Raw genomic sequence first — 20,167 nt, forward strand, 5'->3', positions numbered from 1 at the left:
CGCAGATCAGAAGCCTCGTCACCACCGCCGGAGGGCCCCCAGAAGCACTCTTCCCCCTTCTCAAAGAATCACCAACACCACAGCTCACACCCCACCCACCACACCAACTACGAACCTCTCAATCACACCCGTGGAATGGCAACGCGCCTTCCACCTCACCCGACAGCGCTTGGAGCAGCGCGGCGAACTGCCGATATCGCCGGGCGCGGTCGTGCGCCAGGGCGAAGACCTCGGCCGATGGGTGAGGGCGCAGCGGCTCGGGTGGGACAAGCTCACCAGCGTCCAGCAGTGGATGTGCGAACACATCCTCGGCATCCAACCCGCGGCCGAGGACGAGAAACCCACACCGCGCACCTCGCAGGCCGACAAATGGGCCCTCAACTACACCGCCGCCAAGCAGTACTACGAGCGCGAGGGACACCTACGGGTCCCGAGGAAGCACGTCGAACGGATCGTCATCGGCGGCGACGGAGACGGAGACGGCGGTAAGGACCAGGAGGAACGAGCGCTCCGCCTCGGGGCATGGGTCGGGAATCATCGGAGCCGGGCCGCGACGCTGTCGCCGGAGCGGGTGGAGCTGCTGTCCGCCATCGGGATGCGGTGGTCGTGATGGGTGTCGTCGTCACCGGGGTCGTCGCGCTCGCGGCGGGCTATCTGCTCGGCCGGCTGCGTCCGTGGTGTCGCCTGGGGGACTGGGCGGCCGATCAGGTCCGCCTCACCGGGGCGGGGGTGCGGGGCGGTGGCGCTGAACTGGTGGGCAGGCCTGCCTCGCCACTCCACCCACTGCGGGACGTCCAGGATGGCGCTGGGTCAGCGACGCCGGTGCCCTCGAGGAACACGACGAGGTCGTGGTCGCTGTAGGCGGTGCCGAGGACCTCGTCCTGGCCGCTGACATGTGTGCTCGGGTGGAGTCGCTGGGCGCACTGGTTGAGGAGTCGGTCCTGTGCGAGGCAGGTACGCGGCGTGGGGAGTGCCGCGGCCGGGTGCTGGAGTCGGTACTGATGCTGGTCCTGCTGCGGCGGACCGTGCTGGAGGCGGCCGCGGCCGCCCGCCTGGCGGAGTATCTGGAGCGCGATATGCGCCTTGGCAGCGCAGCCCCCGCCCGGGCCAGGACAGGGGCCTCGGGGCCATGTAGGCGAGTATTTCGATCAGGATGCCGGTCGTGGTGATGTCGTGCCGGGCGTCGCTGCTCCTGGTGATGCGTCGACGACCGTGGCCTCGCCGCTGGAGCGGCGATGATGTTGGACGGCTTGATGTCCCGGTGGGTCAGGCCCGCCTCGTGCGCGGCCTACAAGGCGTCGGCGACACAGGCAGCCGTGTACATGCCCTTCGATAGCGGGAGCCGTCCAGCCTCGAGGACCCTTCAGCCGTCGGTCTTCGGCATGCGCAGCTCCGGCGTTCCGGCACCGGACGCTGCCGCGCTGGACGGGGTTGCATGTGAAAGGGCAGGAAGCGGCGAGGCCGCTCCTGCCAGTGCTCGTGCGTTCAGACCGGCAACATGCTCTGCCTCCGGCAGCCGAATACTCTCTTCGCTCGCTTCGCGCGTCCCCGAGCGAAATGCCCGCCTCCGGCGGGGGGGTTGATGGAATTGGCCTCCGGCCATTCCATAACCCTGCGTGCCTCCGGCACGGAAAAGACGGGCGAATAGGGTTTGTGCCTCCGGCAAAAAACCCGGGTGCTGAGTTTTCGTGTGTGGGTGGGGAGTTCGGGTTTGAGTTGGGGTGTGGGTTGAGGATTCGTCATGTTCCCTTTGTTGAGGCGACGTTCAGGGGGAATCTCCGATTCCCTTAAAGCCGGGGGGTGTGTTTGCTGGTATTCCCTGAGAAAAGGAAATCACGGAATACGAAGGGAGAGCAACAGGGCCCCTCCGGGGCCGGGTTGGCCGTGGGAGAGGGAGAGGGGAGGGAAACCTGACTCCGGGAGGAGGGCGGTGGACGTTGCCGCGGCCTACCGCCAGCTCCGCAAAGCATTTGAGGACGGCAAGAACGAGCCCGGAGCCGCCGATTTCTACTACGGCGAGATGGAGATGCGGCGGCACGACAAATCCTCCACCCCGCGAGCCGAACGAGGTCTGCTCCACGGCTACTGGCTGCTGTCCGGCTACGGCCTGCGCGCTTCCCGCGCCCTCGTCTGGCTCGCCGTGGCCATGCTCACCACCATCCTGCTCCTCATGGCCTTCGGCCTGCCCCAGCACTCCCCCACACAGCAAGCCACCGGCACCGTCCCCGCAGGCGGCGGCCGCGCCTTCACCCTCGACAAGGACGACCCGCAGAACCCGACTACCGATCGGCTCACGAGTAAGCGGTTCGAAAGAGCCCTCAATGTCACGCTCAACTCGGTGGTCTTCCGCTCCAGCGGCCAAGATCTCACGACGTCCGGCACCTACATCGAAATGGCTTCGCGCCTTCTCGAACCTGCCCTCCTCGCCCTGGCCGTCCTGGCGACCCGAGGACGCATCAAACGCTGACCCCCTCGCGATCCCGATCGAAGGGCGTCGTACGACTGCCTCGAGGCCCTCAAGCGGTCATGCCGGACTGCTTCACAGCAGCCGTTCGTCCACCGCCACCGTTGCCAGGCCAGCCGGGCCGTGGATATGGAGGACGGTGCCCCTTGGGCCGGAACCAGCGGCGAGCGCGTGCACTGGCGCACCGGTGAGCAGACTGTGCCGGAGAGAGCCAGTCCAGGGGTCCCAGATGCGGACGCCTCCAGCGTCACCTGAGGCCAGTAGGGTTCGGCCGTCGGGCAGGTCTAGGCCGGTCAGGGCCAGCGTGTCCGGGGAGGCCCACGTGGCGAGCAGCGTGCCGTCGACTGTGTCCCATACGTGAATGGCGGCACCGTTGGTTTTAATGCCGCGGCCACGGACTGCCTTACTTGTCGAGGCGGCGAGCAGGTTTCGGCCTTGGGCCGTGAAGCTGCACAGGTGTTGGGGATCGACCCAGAGGTCAGGCAGAGGCAGCGTGCCCGCGCAGTCGCCGGAGGCCATGTCAACGAGAGAGATGCCTTCTGCGGTCGCCGCGGCGACGACGCCCAGGTCGCCGGTCCAACGCGGTGGCACGGCGACCAGGGAAGTGGGTCGGCCAACTTCCCAGTCAGACACGACGGCCGAGTCCACTACTTCGCCGGCATCCGCATCCCACTCGAAGTAACGGAACGTTGCGGGGCGCGGGCGCTCCGCGATGACAAGCATTGGTCCTCCCGCAGGTGTCAACGCCATGCATGAGGGCCCTCCGCCCAATTGCGAGACGTGCATGGACGCCACGGGATGGCCGGACACCAGGTCCAAAATGGTCCACGACCTCCGCCCTGTGACAGCCACCAGGGCGGTACGAGGCGCAGACGGGAGTGACTGAACGGCGATGACCTCTCCGATGTTGATGCGCTTCAGCTCTTCCCCCGTCACCGCGTCGTAAATTTCCAGCCCCGTGGACGTGCCCAAGGCGAGAACATCCACGGCCGCGTCTGCGCCTTCTCGCGGAATACGTGCCCTGGTCAGGAGCCGCATGTGGAGTAGCGGCGGCGCCGCCCGAGCGGTCCGATATTGCGTTCCCCTCGATCTGCGCACGTCAGGATGAGCCTCGGCCTCGATCTCGCCGTCGAGGTCCCAGACTCTGATGCCTTGCGACCCGGCTGAGAAGACCCGACGGGCCGCGGGACCCTCCGATACAGCGAGGGCGTCGACGGTCGGGACGTCCGCGTCGAAGTATCGCTCTTTGCCGGTGTCGAAGTCTCGTACGACCAGTCGGCCACGCATGACCCGGGCGAGCCCCGTGCCTCCCGCCAGCGCCACCGCTCCACGACCTCCCCCATCGAGCTGTGCCGTTCGCACGCGTGTGAAGGGGTTCCAAACTTCCATGTAGCGGCCCACCCGTCCGTTCTCCACGAGGAGCAGGTCGTCTTTCTCGGGCCTGGCAACTGCCGTTGGTGTGGCCGCCGTCCGGCCCCCGAAGGGCGCCTGCGCGACGAGTCCCGCAACAGGGTCCCAGAGACGGATCCCTTCCGTGGTGGTGGCGGCGACCAGAGCGTGACCGCTCGCCCTGCGCACGACAGCCGTTGTGCGGGATCCGTGCCAGGGTTTCACTGGCGGAAATCCGCTGGCCTCGACCAGCTTCCCGGAACGGGCGTGCCGGGCTGAGGATCGCGCGTGCCGGGGTGAGGGCCTCCATAGGTACGCGGCGCTTTGGGTGCGGATGAAGAGCTTCCACAGCGCGAAGCCGTCCTCCAAGACATGTACTTCAACCGCGCCGGGGAGGGACACAGTCGTGATTATCTGACCCGACGTCGGGTCGAAGATCTTGACGCCTGAAGTGTCGAGTGAGACGAGGAACGTCCGTCCGCCCGTGGCTCTAATGGGCCGGAGTCCGTCCGGGTGCTCGCCCCCATCGAGGTCTGCGGTGCGTTCGCCCGTCGCGGCATCCCAGACCCGGAGACTCGCCTCTTCCGCTGCGGCTACTGCGATGAGCGTGCGTCCGTCCATGGTCGGCAGGACGCACAGGGCGGCTGTATGCCTGAAGGGCGGAGCCACAACGTTCGTCGGCGCTGTCCACCGGCTCCAGACAGGCGCGGTCGGAAGTCCGTCCGGCACCTCTCGTTGCACGTTCCAGTGAAAGACGATGCTGCTCAGACGAGACGTGAAGTCGACGCTGTCGTCGAGGTACGGCTCGATGATTCCGGCGGCTGTCAGAGTTCGGCGCGACGGGTCCGCTGCCGGGAGTGGCAGGCCGAGGTGGGCCCGCAGTGCGCCCGAGGTCTCCTGGGCCAGAAGTTCCAGCGGCACACCCTCGTCGATCAGGACTTTGCCGGCGGCCGCGTGCTGGAGGAAGTGCCTGCGGATGTATGGGTGGGTCAGATGCGGTCGGGAGCGCCGGACTAACCCGGCCAGCGCCTCTGCGATCGCCGCGTGGGCAGTGACCAGCGGCTGCGACTCGGCGACCGGACGCCACCAGCGGGAGCCGGTAGCCGAGGGCGGGGCCAGCAACCAGTCATGGTCTCTCACCAGCAGGTCTGCGAGTCGCTGGTGCACAGGCCGGTAGACCGCACGGGCGTCTTCCTCAGCTGTGGCGAGATAGCCCGTGAGACGGCTGGAGCGGAGCCTGCGGATGGCGCCATCGGCGGCATCAGGGGAGGCGTAGTCACTGCCATATTCGTGTGCCACCAGCGCGGCGGTTGCCGTTGGCCAGACCTCGGCCCAGGGCATGCCTGCTCCTGGGGCGAAGGCGGTCGCGCGAAGAGCCGCAACCAGCAGGGCGGCCGGTACGTTGGTCGACAGGGAAACGGCCTTGATGTCCTCGCGCAGTAGCCCGGCAGTGCCGTCGGCGAGGCGCTCGAGCCATTTCTCCTCGGTCAAGTCCTGGCGGGCTTCTGCCCTGCGTAGCTGGTCGGCAGCGATGCGGGCGTCCAGGAAGGACGGGGCAACCGCGGCCGCGACGGCTCGTGAAGCCTCCGCTGCTGCTTCCGGCGCTCCCTGGTACGGGCTGTCCGCTGGTGCCAGCAGTAACGTGGCGACATAGGCGGCAATGTCGCCAACGGAGTCGGGGTCGTCGGTGCGGAGTACCTGCGCAGGGCTGTCCTCAGCCGACAGGCTCTCGGTGAGCTGCCTCAGCAGCTGGTCCGCTCGCCCATCGTGCAGGTGCTCGTCGGTCATGTGGGACACAACGGGCGAGCTGCGGATGCCGAGAAGGAGACGGACGGCGCTGCCGCGGTCCGGGGACCTCAGACGTGCCAGCGGCAAGATGACGTCGTTGACGAGGGCGAGCGGGTCTTCAGCCTCGTCCAGCGCGTCGATCACCACAGTGACCGGCCTCGCCAGCTCGTCGGACTGGCCGCTCACCAGCCGGACTAAGGCCTGGAGCGGCAGCTCCCTGTGAGCCCCTCTTTGCGTACCGTCCTCGCCACCGAGTGCGGTGAGCAGGTCCTCCACGACGGTGCGCACGGATTTGCTGCGGGCCATCACCGCGACGTCCACCGACTTCGGCGCGGGCCGTAGTTGCGGTGCGATGTTCGCCACCATGGCCTCGTGGTGTGGATCCGTGACGAAGTCCGGATCGGAGAGGGTGACCAGTCGGGCCAGAAGGGCGGACTTGCCGGAGCCGGCCGCGCCGGTGACGATCAGGACGCCAGCTGTGCCGTGCAAGAACCCGGTCATATGAGTCATCAGCTCGGCACGCCCGCTGAAATACCAGCCAGGGTCGTCGGCGGCCGCGCGCCCAGACGCCCGCTCGAGCCAGAACTCATCAAGGGAGCCTTGCGCCGGCTCGTCGCCCGCTTCCGTCTCTATCCCTGCCGCAGAGGTCAGGGCGAGCTGGCGCAGCGCCGGGCTGGCCGTGCTCTGCAGAGGCCGGTAGCGAGGGTTGGGCAGGCAGGCGCTCAACTGCTGTTGACGGGAATTGGGAACGATCCACTCGGTGCTGATTAGGTCTTTTTCTTGGCCGTTGTCGTGTTGTCCCACTTGGTGCAGGAGTTGCTCCCACTCGGCGTAGGACAGGTGGGAGGCGGTGTAGCCGGCAGCTTCGTCCAGCATCCGCTCGCGGGCGAGCGCCAGGCGCAGGGTGAACGAGCCCACCAACGGTTGTTCTTTGAAGTCCCCGGCGGTAACGACGGCGAGCCCATGGTGCCTGCGGCGATCGTCGGACAGGGCTAGGAGCAAGGGTTGCAGTTCTGCGCGCAGGATGCCGGAGAAGCATGAGTCGACGAGCACCATCACGTGCTCGGCCTCGCTGTCGAGGATCGCGGTGATGAGTTCGCTCGTGGGAAAGGCCGTGGCGAACGGGCGGTCCGGCTCCGTCTCGGGGAGGGTGAGGAAGTGGCGGGTCGCGTCACGGCGCAGGCCGTGGCCGGTGATGTAGACGACGACGGCTTCCTGGTAGCTGGCGGCAGCGAGGCTCTCGCTCCGCAGAAAATCACGGAGCTCGTCGACCGTACGTACCGAGGGTGCCCGGCTCACTTCGAAGCGGCGGTCAGGACCGAGACTCGGGTCGGCCAGCCAGCCAGTGATCCGGTCCACCTGCTCGGCGATGGCCCTCTCGAAACCGTCCGGCTGATTGTCATATCCGTCGATCGCGACCACGATCAGCCGCCGTCGGACCACGCCGTCCAGCTCTTCCGTGCTCACAGCTCCCCCTCCCAGCTCTGCACGCGCTGCGCCAGCCTAACCAGAGGCGTACGCACCGCGGCGCACGGTTACCATCACCACCACGGCTCGGCGGAGAAGAACGGGGGGAGTCGTGAACGCCCTTCAAGTCATCGGTGTGCACGGAATCAAGCAGGGTTCCTCAGCCACGACGGCGGGATTGAGCAGCAAGTGGCAAAAGACCCTGGACGCGGCTGTGGCAGCCTCCAAGCATGCCGAGCAGGTGGGTCCGGTCGAGCTCACCGTTCCCTCTTACCAGGGGGCCTTTCCCAAGACGGCCACCCGCTTCATTCGTCTGGGACCGGACGAGGCTGACGACGCCCCCGTCGACGAGGAGGAAGAGGCCTTCATCCTGGAGGCACTGGCGTCCTACGCCCCGTCCGCCTTGGCCGAGGAGGACGACTCGCCACTGGCAGGTCACACCCTCGGCGTGGTGGGGCGGCTGACGCCCCGGATTCTGCGCCGTGCGCACGCTGTGGACCAGGTGGCCGGCAGGGGGGTGACCGGGCGCCTGCTGTGGGTGGTCCGCGAAGCCCATGGCTACCTGCGCCACGAGGAGACGGCGGCTGCTGTGCGCGCCGAGATCCGGGCGGCGCTGACCGCCACGGGTGCCCGCGTGGTCATCGCCCACTCACTGGGGAGCGTGGTGTTCTACGACATGCTGAGCCGCGGCGAGGTGCCCACCGGGCACGATGGCGGACCCGGCGTGACCACCTTCATTACCTGCGGGTCCCCGCTGAGCTGGCTGTGCGTGAGGGAGGGCGTCCACACCCCCGGGGCTCCGCTGTCCGTGCCAGCCGGGGTGGAGTGGACCAACCTCCACTCCCCGAACGACGTCGTGAACAAAGGGGCGGGCCTTTCCCACCTTGCTGTGGGGGTTACCGATGTCGTGGCGTACAACGGTGGCGTCGCCAAGGCGCACGATGTCCATCGCTACCTGGCCCAGGACGCCGTCCTCGAACGCATCGCCAAGGCACGGGCCTCTTGAATGGGGGACGTTCGTTCCGTGATCCGGTCCGGACGCCGCAGATACGTCGCGCGCGCAGGGTGCGCCGTCCCATCGGCAGCGATCGAGGTTGCTCGGACGATCTGATTCAACTTCGGGCATGCCGCACCCCAGCACCGCACCGTAAGCAACTTCCGCTATCTGGCCGCGCTGTAGTCGCGGAAGCAGTCTCAGTCCCGGCGCCTGCCACGGTCGAACACAACATCCACCGCGTGCAGGTGGCTAGACACGGTGCGTGGTACGTGAGGAAACTGGATCATGGCCTCTCAGGTATCTCACGATGCGTCAGCCTCCGCTCTGGGCTACCTCTATCAGGCGAAGTGGGCGCTGCTGGAATTGGTGCGCGGGTCGTCCGAACGGCCTGACGGAGCGATCAGCCTCGAGTTGCACGACGACGTCGCGTGGGAGGTTGCTGACCGTCCTGTCGACCTGCTGCAGACCAAGCTCCACCAACGATCGAGCCGAACACTGGGCGATCGCGATGATGATCTGTGGCGCGCGATCCGGTCCTGGATGGACACCCATGCTCCCGGTGATACAGAGGGGCCTTGGCTGACGCTCGTCACCACCCAACACGCGCGCGACGGTTCGGCAGCGGCTGCACTGCGAAGCCCGAGCCGAGAGCCTGATGTGGCTCTGCGACGCCTTGAGACGGCCGCGGCAGAGTCGAAGTCGAAGGAGACTGCCGAGGCCCGGGCACGCTTCCTCGCCCTGTCGGCCAGCGAGCGCGCGACGTTCGTTCAGCGCATGCGCGTCATCGACGGCACTCTTGGCATCGACGGCCTCGATGTGGCCGTACGGAAGTGGCTGCTGTTCACTCTCCCGTCGGGCGACGGTCCGCAGGCGGCGTTTATGGAGCAGTTGTGGGCGTGGTGGTACGACCAGGTCGTCGAAATGCTGCAGAAGCGCCGGACGAGCGTCTCCGTGGAGACAGTGAAGCGACGGGTGGAGCAGATCCGGGATGACTACACCGCCGACCGGCTTCCCACACTGGTAGACCGGAGCGATTGGCAGGCCGCCCAGCAGGAGGGCGTGGACTACAGCGAGCGGTACTTCGTCCATCAGCTGCGGTGGGTCAACCTCGGCCGGCCAGAGCTGGAAAAGGCGATGATGGACTATTACCGGGCCTACAACCAGGCAGTGGCCTGGGCCGACAACGACCTGATCGGTTTGGACGAACTGGAGTGCTACCAGGCCGACTTGGTCGACGAGTGGGAGCGGCTCTTTGCCCGGATGGTCCGACGGCTGCCAGCGGATGCGAGTGAGCAGGACCGGCAGGACGCAGGCGAAGAGCTGCTGTGGCAGGTGCTGGACAGCGTCACGGTCCGGATCCGGGACCAGTACGACCAGGTCTTCTTTCACCGGGGCCAGCACCACTGCCTGGCGGATGAAGCCCGCGTGGGATGGCATCCCGAGTTCCTGCAGCGAGTCCAGGCACTGACCGTCGGCGCCGTCCATGCCTAGCCGTCTACAGCAGCCGCAGGCCTTCGCCGCGTTTTTGAATCCGGCGATGGTGGGTGCGGTGCAGGCCGTGATGGCCCAGGAGTACGAACTCAAGCGCGGGCGGGCGATGGCCTGGCCGCTGGCCATGGTCCTTCCCGTTCTGGTGCTGCATCGCCCCACGCGCGAAGCGCTGCCGTCCAGTATCAGGACACACCTGCCGACGTGGGCGGGACGCAATCCCGCGCTGCTCCTGAACTTCTTCTCGTCCCGGGGCTGGCAGTCCTGGGACATCGAGCATCGGCCGCTGATCCCCGAGGGGATGCCCGTGCTCATCGACAACGATCTGCGCTTCGAGGACGGCCCGGCCGCACCGCGTCCGACGGCGGTGGTGAACCGGTGGTTGCGTGAGCTCCCGGCCAGCGGGGCGCCGGCTCCGAGCTCGTGGGAGAACTACGCGCGGGTGGTCAAGGAGTGGATGGAGTTCCTGGCTGAGCACGGGGTGGGTCTTTTCGACTCGCGGGTACGGCTGAAAGCAGGGCTGAGCCGGTACGCCGAGCACCGGGCGGCGAGGCCGTTGACGGCCCGGTTCGCGGCGACGACGTGGGGCCAGCACATGAGCATCCTGTCGTTGTTCTACCGGTGGGCGATGCACGAGGAGTACGCGACGGCCGAGCCCTTCACCTACCGGGCCGCGCGGGCCCTGTTCGCCGGGACCGGGCGGGAGGTGAAGGTGAATCTGGCGGTCCGCCGCACCCCCAAGCCGCACGTGAAGATCAAGTACTTGGAGCCGGACTTCACCGAGCTGTTCCGCAAGGGGCTGCGGGGGCTCGCCCCGGACGGTTCTCAGGACACTGGTTTTCACGGGCGGGAGCTGACTCGCAACGGGGCGGTCGGGGATCACGCGCTGGCCACCGGGATGCAGCTGCAGGAGTTCACCTATCTGCTGCCCTGGGAGATCCCCGCGCTGCCGCCGGAGCCGACCGCGGTTCCGCACCACGTGGACCTCTTACGAGGCCCTGGCCGGGTTGCACGACTATGTCGAGCTGGACCGGGCCGCCACGACGGACAGCTCGCTCTGGCGGCCGCCACGGCGGTGGGGTGAACCGCTGATGGTGAGTGAGCCGGACGCCCGGGGAGGGCTGATCAACGGGTGTCGGCGGCCCTGGGAGTCGCTGACGCCAGCCGAGCGGCGTCGCTTGGTCGCCCCGGACGGCGGTTCGTGCCTGCTCGCGGTGAAGAACGGTGGAGGCCCGTTCACCGCCTGGGCCACGGTCTTCGAGCGGACCTCGGACCGGATCCGGGCCCGCTTCGAACCCCGTTTCCCGCACGTCTGGCCCCACCGATGCCGTCACACCTTCTCGATGAGGACCTTGGAATACCTGGTCACCGGGCACTACCGGCAGGCCGCGAAGCTCGTGCGGGACACCGATGCCGACGCCGCCCTGGTCTTCTACCTCAGCAAGGCCGACCCGCTGCTGGTACTTCGTGATCTTCTAGGACATTCCACCGTCCTCACCACGGAAAAATACCTCCGGCGCTTGGACACAACCCGCATCTTCCGGGAGGCATACGAGGGCGCCGGGGCCTCAGCCGGACTGACCGACGACGCAAGCGCCGATCGGGAAGCCACCGCCGAGTTCGAGGACGACATCGAGGACGGGGCTGCTTGATGCCGACCATGCTGATTGACCAACCCCTGGGAATCACTTGCGTGTTCAGCGACGGAAGCCGTGCGGCGTTCTCGCTGGACGGCCTGCCGAACCCGTTGCTGGCCCGGCAGTTGGCCACCGGCCTGGTGGACCTGATCCACCCGCACGGCACTGCGGATTCCGCGGGCACGGTCAACCACTACGCCCAGGCGATCCGAGGCATGGTGCGGACACTGGCCGGAACTGGTTGGGCGAACGGGCGACCGGCGGCCTGCAACAGATCACCACCCGGGACTGCGAGGCATACCTGGCCCACCGCCGCTACGTGCTCGATGAGGACGGAGCCGTGATCGGCGAGAACAGCCACGCGATCAGGAGATCCGCCGCCCAGGTCGTTGTCGACCTGGTGAACTACCGCGACCTGTTGGGGCGGCGCCACCGCCTCCGCCCCCAGCGGCCGAGATGAGAACAAGACCCAACCGGTCGCGGACGACATCATGCAGCCGATGCTCGCGGCCGCGCTCTATCTGATGTCCACACTGGGTCCGCACGCCGTCGACCTGGCACACAAGATCCGCGAATCCGACCTTCACTCGGCACGGCGAGCCAAGGGACTCCGGCGCGTCGGCCCCAAGAACCGCGTCCCTGTCCGGGAGCTCAGCGAAATCCTCGCCGAGTACACGCGAACGTGCACAGCCCTGCCCATGTTGGAGGACCATTACATCTCGAAACGCCTGGAAAAGGGCTGGGCCGAGGACGATCCTCTTCTCCCGGTGGCCATGGGCACCCTCGCCCGCCGGGCCGGGCTGAGCCAGTTCTGCCACCCGTGGCTGCCCACCATGAGGCCGGCGTTGGAGGCTGCCCTCGCACGGGTCGGCGTCGAGAGACCGTTCGGCCGCGACGCGGACCCGGTCCCCGCAGTCGACGGAACATCGTCAGTGCCCTGGACCCTGCCACTGTCCCGGCTCCAGGCCGTCGCCCTGGTCGGCATCGTCCGCACTGCCGCGATCATTACCGCTGCCGCCGTCTCAGGCGTGCGCGCGAGTGAGCTGATGGAATTGCGCATCGGCTGCCGACGACCGCCCGAAGAGCCCGTCCCGGGCCTACCCCGCTTCCCCGACGAGCGGCCCGATTACTGCTCGTCCTGCCAGCAACCGGCTGATCTCCTGCCGGGACGCCGCTGTCCACGCTGCACCCTGCTCGCCAAGGTGACCAGCCTGCTCTCACGCGACGGAACCACCTTCGACGCCTCCCTGCGGCCGCTCGCCGATGTACTCAGCAACGCTCCCAACCCCTACCCGGTCCTGGCCTGGCTGCGCCGAAGCCCCGCCGCGCGCCTCCTGGGCCAGCTGGTAACCGCGCCCGACGAACTCGACCACGCGGCCCTGGATGCGCTGCCCCAAGGACACGCCACCACCTACGTCCGCAGCCTGCTCACCACCGCAGGCCTACTTCCGCCACGCGATGAGAACCTCGCCCTGCTCATCAACTGGACGGCCCGCACGCTGGCCAAGCTGCCGGGACATCAGGCGACCCTGATCCGCCCGTTCGCCGAGTGGCACATCATCCGAGACGCCCGCCGACGCTCGGCGCGCGGCCGCTACACCTACACCGCCCACAAGGGCGACTGCGCCAACATCCGCGCCGCCATCGACTTCCTCACCTGGCTGGACACCCAAGCAACACATCCTCCAGGACCTCACACAGGAAGACCTGGACCTCTGGGCAATCTCCAGGCCCACCCTGCGAGCCCGCTCCATCCCTTTCATCCGCTGGGCCGGCGCCCGCCACCTCACCCGGGCCGGCCTGACCATCGAACACCCACCCTCCCAGCTCCCCGGCCAGTTCCAGATCGAAGAAAACCACTACAAGGAACTACGCTGGTGCCTGAACGACCCCACGCTTCCGTCGGACGTTCGCATCGCCGCAGCCCTCATCCGCCTCTACGCCCTCCCTCTGACCCGCATCGTCGAACTCACCACCGACCACCTCCACCACGACGCGGATCACACCTACCTGAAGATCATCCGCCACCCCGTCGTCCTGCCCCCGAAGCTCGCCCACCTCATCGACGACCACCTCGCAGACGGATCCCGGCACGGCAACCAAGCCATCAGGTACCTGCTACCGGGCCGAGCCCCCGGGCGCCCCCGCAACCCTGCGGGCCTGTCCGACAAACTCAAACGCTACGGCCTGCCCGCCCGCGCAGCCCGGAACACGGCCATGATGCAAGCGCTCGCCGACCTGCCACCCGTCGTCCTCTCCGACTTGATTGGCATCCAGCCGAGAACCGCAGAACGCTTCGCAGCCATGGCCGGCGAGAACTGGTCCGACTACCTCGCCGCGGCTCGCCCGCATGGCGCTATGCGCGGCCCGGGGGCAGGTGAACGGTCATGATCAGGTGGCATGTCTGGGTGCCTGAGCCGCGGTAGGTGTGGGGGACGTCGCCGTCGAAGGTGGCGGTCTGACCGGCCTCGACCGGGTGCTCTGTGCCGTCGACGACGAGGACCATCTCTCCGGCGGTGACGCTGACGGTCTCCACGACGCCGGTTTGGTGGGGGTGGCTGGGGTACTCCTCGCCGGGTTCAAGCCTCCAGCGCCACACCTCGACCGGGGCCGCTCCCGACGTGGTCAGCATGAGCCGGGCCTCGCCGCCCTTCTCTCCGGCCCACAGAGGCATGACGGCGTCGGCGGACACGACTCTGACGCGGCCTTCGGCCGGCCCTTCCATCAGTGCGGACACCGAGATCCCAAGGGTGTCGGCGAGACGGACCAGGGTGGCGAAGTTGGGGTTGCCCTGTGCCCTTTCCAGGGCGACCAGGGCGCCCTTGCTGACTTTGGCACGGCGGCCGAGTTCGTCCAGGGACAGTCCGGCGCGGGTGCGGGCCGCGCGGACGTTGTGCGCGAGTGTCCGCAGCGCCGCCTCGGTCTCGGCCATCTCTCTCACCTCTTCAGACAGTGGACCACTGTACTGGACCGCGCGGTCGTTTGGTTGACGACTTCCGGTCGGTGCGTTGTACGGTGTAGTCGTTCCATTGATAGTAAGGGATGTACCTTCTGTGATCGCTCTGCTGCTGGCCCTAGGCAGCTCTCTGGCCTATGGATGCGCCGACTTCCTCGGCGGTCTCGGCGCCCGCAAGGCTCATGTCCTGCGCACCGTGATGGTGGCCGCGCCGGCGTCGCTCACGGTCGAGCTGCTGCTGTGGCCCTTCCTCGGTGCCTCGTTCGCTCCTGCCACGCTCGCCTGGGGCGTCGCTTCCGGCGTTGCGTCGGCTGCCGCGTTCGCCCTGCTCTACCGCACGCTCGCGATCGGCCCGATGAACGTGCTGTCGCCCATCACGGCGCTGGTCTCGGCGATGATGCCGGTCGGTGTCGGGCTGGTGCAGGGGGAGCACCTGGGGCTGGCCGGGCTGATCGGGCTGCCGCTGGCGTTGGCGGCCGTGGTGCTGGTCAGCGCCGGGCACGGCGCGAAGTCGGCCCGCCCGTCGCGTTCCGCGCTGCTGCTGGCCTTCGGCGCGGGGGCGGCCATCGCCCTGCAGTTGGTCTTCCTGCACCAGGCGCCGTCCGACAGCGGCGTCGGCCCTTTGATCATCGGCCGCGCCGTGTCCTCCGCGGTCACGCTGGCCGCCGCGGGTGTGATGTTCCGGCGGCTGGGCCCGGAGAGGCCCGCGTACGCGATCTCGGCGACCGCCGGAATCCTGGACGCGGTGGCGAACCTGCTGTTCCTGCTCGCCGCCCGCAGCGGTGACCTGGCCGTAGTCGCGGTGATCACCGCCCTGTACCCGGCGGGCACCGTCCTGCTCGCCCGCAGTGTCCTGGCCGAGCGGATGCACCGAGGTCAGCTGATCGGCCTGGGCACCGCCGCCGTCGCCGTCAGTCTCCTCGCCCTCACCTGAGCGGCCCGGCACACCGTGCGGAAGGACCTCCGTGATGTTCATCCAGCCCTGGGACGCCGCCCTGGACGACGCCGAATGGCAGACCTGGATCGCCGACGGTCACGACTTCGGCATCCTGAGCGTCAACGGCCTGCTGGGACACGCCCCGATCGTCGTGCCCACCCACTTCACCGTCGACGGCACAGCCCTGCTGGTCCATCTCGCTCGGCCCAACCCCGTCTGGGAGACGATCGAGGTCGATCCGAACGTCACGTTCACCGTCACCGGCGACTACGCCTTCGTCCCGGGCCCCTGGCGCGCCAAGCCGGACGTGCCGCCCACCGTCGGCGTCCCCACCAGCTACTACGCGGCCGTCCAGTTCACCTGCCAGGCCACCATCGTCGACGAGCCCGAGGTCAAGGCCGAGCTGCTGCGTCGGCAGATGGCCCACTTTCAGCCGGACGGCGACCACGCACCCATCGAGGCCGGCCGCCCGCCCTACGGGCGGATGCTTTCCGGAATCCGCGGTCTGCGCCTGGACGTCACCGAGGTCCGCGCCAAGTTCAAGTACGACGACCACAAGCCCGTCGCGCAGCGCGCCGACACCGCCCGCCGGCTCACCGGACGCGGCCAGGGCCTGGACGCGTCCGCCGCAGCCCAGCAAAGGCGCCGGCTGGACCGCACCGGTACCTGGAAAGCCTGACCGACCTTTTGACCCCGCTCGCCCTCACGGAACGGATCCCGTTGCGATGACCATCTTCCATATCAGCCCCGCTGTCGCCGACGCCTTCCCCGACACCCTCATCGCCATCGTCACCGCCACCGGCCTGCGCGGCACCGAGCCCTGGCCCGCGACCTCCAGCGCGCTGGAGGACCTGGAGGCGCAGCTCGCCGGCGGTGCCTGGCAGCCCGCCGACGAGAGCGATCCGCGCATCGAGGCATGGCACACCGCCTACCGCTCTTTTGGCACCAACCCCCGCCGCATCCGCCCTAGCGTCGACGCGCTCGGCCGCCGCATGGCGAAGAAGGGCACCCTGCCCCGGATCAACCCGGCCGTCGACTCCTACAACGCCGTCTCCGTCCGCCACGGCCTGCCCTCCGGCGCCTTCGACCTCGACCACGTCACCGACGGTGTCGAGATCCGCTACGCCGACGGCAGCGAGACCTTCACCCCGCTCGGCGAACCCGACACGGTCGAGAACCCCAAGCCCGGCGAGATCATCTATACCGACTCCACCGACGTGCTCACCCGGCACTGGAACCACCGCGACGCCCACCGCACCCGCGTCACCGAAGCCTCCACGCACGTCGCATTCGTCCTGGAGACCGTCGCCGCCACCCGCGACGGGCACCTGCTCAAGACCGCGGCCAACGAGCTGCAGGCCCTGCTCCAGCCGCACTGCGAGCAGAGCACCGTGCACTACCTCAGCCCCGCCCACCCCGACACCACCGCCTGAGCACCACCCCCGGCCCGCCTGCCACAACGGCACCGCACACGGTGGGCAAGGTGCAGCTCACCACTGAAGGCCACCCGCAGCCCCTGGAGGTTCGTCTTGTTCACCGGCCTGAGCGCCTTCCCGCTCACCCCCATTCCCGGCAACGGCAGCGTCGACGAGAAGGCGTTCGCCTCGCTGGTCGGACGGCTCGCCACCGCCGGCGTCGACTCGATCGGGGCACTGGGCTCCACCGGTTCCTACGCCTACCTGACCCTCAAGGAACGCGCCCGTGTCGCCCGCATCGCCGTCGAGCACGCCGACGGGGTGCCGGTCATCGTCGGCATCGGGGCCCTGCGCACCCGCCAGGTGCTCCAGACGGCTGAGGACGCCCAGAACGCCGGCGCCGCCGGAGTCCTGCTGGCGCCGGTGTCCTACCAGCCACTGACGGACGACGACGTCTTCGGCCTATTCGAAGAGGTCACCGCGAACCTGTCGGTCCCCCTGGTGATCTACGACAACCCCGGCACCACGCACTTCACCTTCACCGACGAGCTGTACACCCGCCTGGCCTGGCTGCCGCAGGTGGCATCCATCAAGATCCCCGCCCTTCCCGACGACCCCGCACAGGCCCGGGCCCGTGTCGAGCATCTGCGCCGGCTCCTGCCCGAGACGGTGACCGTGGGCATCAGCGGAGACGCCGCCGCAGCGCGAGGTCTGCACGCGGGCTGCGACGCCTGGTACTCCGTGATCGGCGGCACCTTCCCCCAGCCGGCCCTCGCCCTCACCCGCGCAGCCCAGGCCGGCCGACACGAGCAGGCCCTCGAAGAATCCCAGCGCCTCCAGCCCCTGTGGGACCTGTTCGCCCAGCACGGAGGATCCCTGCGCGTCGTCGCCGCGGCCGCAGCCCACCTCGGTCTGACCGCCCACCGCAACCTCCCGCTGCCCCTGCGCGGCCTGGACGCCAAGGAACGCGCCCACCTCGCCACCGTGATCGAGCAGCTGCAGCTCACCACGTGACAGCCCGCCGCCCCCCCTCGACCTGAGGGGGCGGCGCCCTTCCTCTGCCCGCCATCACCACAGGAGAGCGCGCGGCCATGCGCCCAAGCACCGACCACCCCGTCGACGAGCCCGGCTGGGGCCCACTGGCCCGCTACGTCATCGCCGCGACACTGGCCCGCACCTCCGACGGCGGCGCCGTCGTGGCCATCGTGCTCATGGTCAACACCAGCGGGGGCTCGGGCTGGCTGGCCGGCGCCCTGGGCGCCTGCATCACCGCACCCCACCTCCTGGGCCCCTTCGTCGCACGCAGCCTGGACACCGCCCGCGACAGCCGCACCGTCATCGCCGCGGCCTCCCTCGCCCACGGCACCACTCTCGCCGCCGCCGTCCTGCTCTACCCCCACACCCACCCCGCCGTCACCGCCGTCCTCCTGACCATCTCTGGCCTCTTCGGACCTCTGCTCACCGGAGGCATCAGCAGCCGCCTGCCCGCCATCGCCGGCCCCAGCCAGCGACGCCAACGCCGCGCCCAGGGCTGGGACGTGGCCACCTACGGCATCAGCGGAACCGTCGGCCCCACCCTCGTCGCCGCCGTCTCCGCCTGGGCCTCACCCGCCACCGCAGCCCTCACCCTGGCTGCCGGTTGCTACATCGCCGCCGCCGTCATCCGCTTCCTGCCCTACGCCCCTGCTCCCGGCAAGACCGCAGACGTCCCCCGCCCCCTCCGCACCCTCACAGGCATCCTCGCCTCCGGCCCCCTGCGCCGCACGCTGTATCTGACCGTGACCGTCGCCTTCAGCGTCGCCGCCCTGCCCGTCACCGCCGTCTCCAGCACCCACACCCTCGGCGTCAGCGCCGCCGCAGCCGGCATCCTGACCGCCGCCTACGGCCTGGGCAACCTCGCCGGATCCGCAGGCGTCATGATCCGCCCCTCCCACACCGAAGCCGACCGGCTCACCACCCACCTCGCCGCCACGGTCGCCGCCACCCTCCTCCTGATCACTCTCACCCCCTCCTTCCCGCTCGCCGTCACCGCCTACGCCGCCGCCGGCATCGCCAACGCCTACTTCTTCGCCGCCACCCTCGCCGCCCGCAACGAATACGCCCCCGACAACGCCCGCGGACAGATCTTCGTCTGGGTCGGCGCTCTGAAGATCACCGCCGGATCAGCCGGAACAGCAGCCGCCGGCGCCCTCATCAGCACGAGCGCCGCACTCCCTCTTCTCCTGGCCGTCGCGCTCACCATCGCCAGCACCCTGCTCTCCCTCGCAGAACGCCGCCACAACCGCCGGTACAACGCTCCCTGCGGCCCCGCATCCCCGCACACCCAGCCCGAGAACGGACGACCGCACCCGACCGGGCCCACGGACCGCATACACGACTGCTCGAACCGCGGATAGGCGCACGGCCAAACGCCGTTTACGCAGCGGATCGCCGACGGCACGTGCACCGAGTACTGCATGATTCGAATACTGACTCTTCACCAGTAAAGCGGGTCCGGTAGAGCGGAACCGCGGTCGGCGTTGAAGGCTGGTGGGTGACCGTGCCCTTCCCCGCCGGTCCGGCAGTGCGCAGGGACAACGGGTGTCGGCCGGGCGAAGCGCTGTTACTCACTTTCGGGTGACGCCCCGAGCCGCCGGGGGGGGTGCAACATGGTGAACAGACCTCGTGTTTCAACGCCCGCAAGTGTCGTGGGTCTGATGGCGCGTCAACTTCACTGGAACTACCGGCGGCGGTGCGCAGGGCCAACCGACGGAATTCGCTGACCTCCTGAAATGCGACCCCCAGGGGCGTGAGCATCCCGTGAAGGGTTGTGGGGTCTCCCGGTGAACTCCGGTACGCCGGTGTCGTCGGTATGGGTGGTCACGGTCGGTTCCCAGATTGGGAACCAACTGGGTCCTGGCGCTGGCCACCGAGTCCACCTTCCAGGAGCGCCCCAAGATCCCCGAGCAGGTCCCGCGTTCCCAGTCTGGGAACCCAGCGCGGCGCGAGCGCCGACGGACACGCGGCGGTCGTACGTCCCGCTGCATCCGCTCCCCGCATTCCGTCACCTCGGGAGCCGCATTTCGTCGGTTCCCTGATCAGTTCAAGGGGTGCGGTACGTCCCATCCACCGCAATCTGTTTCCCAGCCGTTGTCGACGATGCACTCCTTCACCTCGAAGGGCTGCTCCGTGTCGGCCTCCCAGCGGTACAGGCTGTCACTGGCGGACGTGGTGTTGCCCTTGCCCGAAGCGGTGATCCGCCAGGAGTCGCTGAATCCCCCATTGATCAAACGCCAACGGAAGTACATACGCGCGCTTGCGCCGTCGCCCTTGGTGTCCTCGACGGTCGCGTGCACGGTCCAATCGCCGTTGCTGCCACCGATGAGCGCATAGTCGCCGTGGGCCCAGGCTCCCACGACGTCGGCCTGAGTGTCGGTCGCGTTCCAGTTGGTGGCTGCGGCTTGTGCACTGCCGGCCATGGTGAAGACAGTCGATAAGGACAGGGCACTGGCGGCTACAGCCAGAGAGAGCCTACGTCCTGTGTTCTTCATGATGAGTACCTCCAGAGGCGGGTGTCGTGCCCTCCGACTGCCGGTGGGCTCAGTGCTTGTTTTCGATCCGATGGGATGTTGGCCAGGATGGCTGAGCGG

The 20,167-nt window shown here is 68.5% G+C and carries 15 protein-coding genes and 1 pseudogene; 12 read left to right on the forward strand and 4 right to left on the reverse strand.

What is annotated here, in order from left to right; translation table 11 throughout:
• The first annotated feature begins 130 nt into the window (after positions 1 to 130).
• Complete coding sequence (locus tag ABEA82_RS37990; RefSeq protein WP_425588594.1) at positions 131 to 610, forward strand: helicase associated domain-containing protein; 480 nt, start codon at positions 131 to 133, stop codon at positions 608 to 610.
• Positions 611 to 1,939: 1,329 nt separating this feature from the next.
• Positions 1,940 to 2,467: pseudogene (locus ABEA82_RS37995) on the forward strand (pentapeptide repeat-containing protein); the annotation flags it as partial.
• 72 nt (positions 2,468 to 2,539) lie between these two features.
• On the opposite strand, the gene ABEA82_RS38000 reads toward ABEA82_RS37995, so the two are convergent.
• Positions 2,540 to 7,108 carry an AAA family ATPase gene (locus ABEA82_RS38000; protein ID WP_345666326.1) on the reverse strand — a complete coding sequence of 1,523 codons (4,569 nt, stop codon included), beginning with the start codon at positions 7,106 to 7,108 and terminating at the stop codon, positions 2,540 to 2,542.
• Between the two features lie 112 nt (positions 7,109 to 7,220).
• On the opposite strand from ABEA82_RS38000, the gene ABEA82_RS38005 reads away from it, so the two are divergent.
• From ABEA82_RS38005 to ABEA82_RS38025, 5 genes are all read left to right on the forward strand, one after another.
• The gene (locus tag ABEA82_RS38005) at positions 7,221 to 8,114 is read left to right on the forward strand and encodes a lipase family protein (protein WP_345666327.1); all 894 of its coding nucleotides are present in this window, start codon (positions 7,221 to 7,223) and stop codon (positions 8,112 to 8,114) included.
• A gap of 276 nt (positions 8,115 to 8,390) precedes the next feature.
• A complete protein-coding gene (locus ABEA82_RS38010) occupies positions 8,391 to 9,596 on the forward strand; it encodes an ABC-three component system protein (RefSeq protein ID WP_345666328.1) in 1,206 nt (401 codons plus the stop codon).
• Between the two features lie 46 nt (positions 9,597 to 9,642).
• Positions 9,643 to 10,677: a three component ABC system middle component gene (locus ABEA82_RS38015; protein WP_345666329.1), complete on the forward strand. Its 1,035-nt coding sequence runs from the start codon at positions 9,643 to 9,645 to the stop codon at positions 10,675 to 10,677.
• 268 nt (positions 10,678 to 10,945) lie between these two features.
• Positions 10,946 to 11,245, forward strand: coding sequence for a site-specific integrase (locus ABEA82_RS38020; RefSeq protein ID WP_345666330.1), 300 nt, complete (start codon positions 10,946 to 10,948; stop codon positions 11,243 to 11,245).
• 226 nt (positions 11,246 to 11,471) lie between these two features.
• A complete protein-coding gene (locus ABEA82_RS38025) occupies positions 11,472 to 11,690 on the forward strand; it encodes a hypothetical protein (protein ID WP_345666331.1) in 219 nt (72 codons plus the stop codon).
• Positions 11,691 to 13,099: 1,409 nt separating this feature from the next.
• Here the strand turns inward: ABEA82_RS38025 and ABEA82_RS38030 are convergent.
• Together ABEA82_RS38030 and ABEA82_RS38035 are read right to left on the reverse strand one after the other, a co-directional pair.
• Positions 13,100 to 13,303, reverse strand: coding sequence for a hypothetical protein (locus tag ABEA82_RS38030; RefSeq protein ID WP_345666332.1), 204 nt, complete (start codon positions 13,301 to 13,303; stop codon positions 13,100 to 13,102).
• Between the two features lie 283 nt (positions 13,304 to 13,586).
• Positions 13,587 to 14,162: a helix-turn-helix domain-containing protein gene (locus ABEA82_RS38035; protein WP_345666333.1), complete on the reverse strand. Its 576-nt coding sequence runs from the start codon at positions 14,160 to 14,162 to the stop codon at positions 13,587 to 13,589.
• 121 nt (positions 14,163 to 14,283) lie between these two features.
• Between ABEA82_RS38035 and ABEA82_RS38040 the strand changes: the two genes are divergently transcribed.
• The 5 genes from ABEA82_RS38040 (at position 14,284) to ABEA82_RS38060 (ending at position 18,934) form a co-directional block, all read left to right on the forward strand.
• The gene (locus ABEA82_RS38040; RefSeq protein WP_345666334.1) at positions 14,284 to 15,120 is read left to right on the forward strand and encodes an EamA family transporter; all 837 of its coding nucleotides are present in this window, start codon (positions 14,284 to 14,286) and stop codon (positions 15,118 to 15,120) included.
• A 34-nt stretch (positions 15,121 to 15,154) separates the two neighbouring features.
• The gene (locus tag ABEA82_RS38045; protein WP_345666335.1) at positions 15,155 to 15,802 is read left to right on the forward strand and encodes an FMN-binding negative transcriptional regulator; all 648 of its coding nucleotides are present in this window, start codon (positions 15,155 to 15,157) and stop codon (positions 15,800 to 15,802) included.
• A gap of 46 nt (positions 15,803 to 15,848) precedes the next feature.
• The gene (locus ABEA82_RS38050) at positions 15,849 to 16,556 is read left to right on the forward strand and encodes a B3/B4 domain-containing protein (protein ID WP_345666336.1); all 708 of its coding nucleotides are present in this window, start codon (positions 15,849 to 15,851) and stop codon (positions 16,554 to 16,556) included.
• A gap of 96 nt (positions 16,557 to 16,652) precedes the next feature.
• Complete coding sequence (locus tag ABEA82_RS38055; protein WP_345666337.1) at positions 16,653 to 17,552, forward strand: dihydrodipicolinate synthase family protein; 900 nt, start codon at positions 16,653 to 16,655, stop codon at positions 17,550 to 17,552.
• Between the two features lie 77 nt (positions 17,553 to 17,629).
• Positions 17,630 to 18,934: an MFS transporter gene (locus tag ABEA82_RS38060; RefSeq protein ID WP_345666338.1), complete on the forward strand. Its 1,305-nt coding sequence runs from the start codon at positions 17,630 to 17,632 to the stop codon at positions 18,932 to 18,934.
• 681 nt (positions 18,935 to 19,615) lie between these two features.
• On the opposite strand, the gene ABEA82_RS38065 is transcribed toward ABEA82_RS38060, so the two are convergent.
• Entirely contained in the window at positions 19,616 to 19,996 is a 381-nt protein-coding gene (locus tag ABEA82_RS38065) for a hypothetical protein (protein ID WP_345666339.1), read from the reverse strand.
• Between the last annotated feature and the right edge of the window lie 171 nt (positions 19,997 to 20,167).

This window comes from Streptomyces venetus, from assembly GCF_039540295.1.
Classification (GTDB): Bacteria; Actinomycetota; Actinomycetes; order Streptomycetales; family Streptomycetaceae; genus Streptomyces; species Streptomyces venetus.

Bases quoted from the DNA above. Each gene is read 5' to 3' on its own strand.
- ABEA82_RS38060 (WP_345666338.1), top strand. From the start codon at position 17,630: ATGCGCCCAAGCACCGACCACCCCGTCGACGAGCCCGGCTGGGGCCCA.
- ABEA82_RS38035 (WP_345666333.1), bottom strand. From the start codon at position 14,162: ATGGCCGAGACCGAGGCGGCGCTGCGGACACTCGCGCACAACGTCCGC.
- ABEA82_RS38015 (WP_345666329.1), top strand. From the start codon at position 9,643: ATGGTGGGTGCGGTGCAGGCCGTGATGGCCCAGGAGTACGAACTCAAG.
- ABEA82_RS38045 (WP_345666335.1), top strand. From the start codon at position 15,155: ATGTTCATCCAGCCCTGGGACGCCGCCCTGGACGACGCCGAATGGCAG.
- ABEA82_RS38050 (WP_345666336.1), top strand. From the start codon at position 15,849: ATGACCATCTTCCATATCAGCCCCGCTGTCGCCGACGCCTTCCCCGAC.
- ABEA82_RS38065 (WP_345666339.1), bottom strand. From the start codon at position 19,996: ATGGCCGGCAGTGCACAAGCCGCAGCCACCAACTGGAACGCGACCGAC.
- ABEA82_RS38010 (WP_345666328.1), top strand. From the start codon at position 8,391: ATGGCCTCTCAGGTATCTCACGATGCGTCAGCCTCCGCTCTGGGCTAC.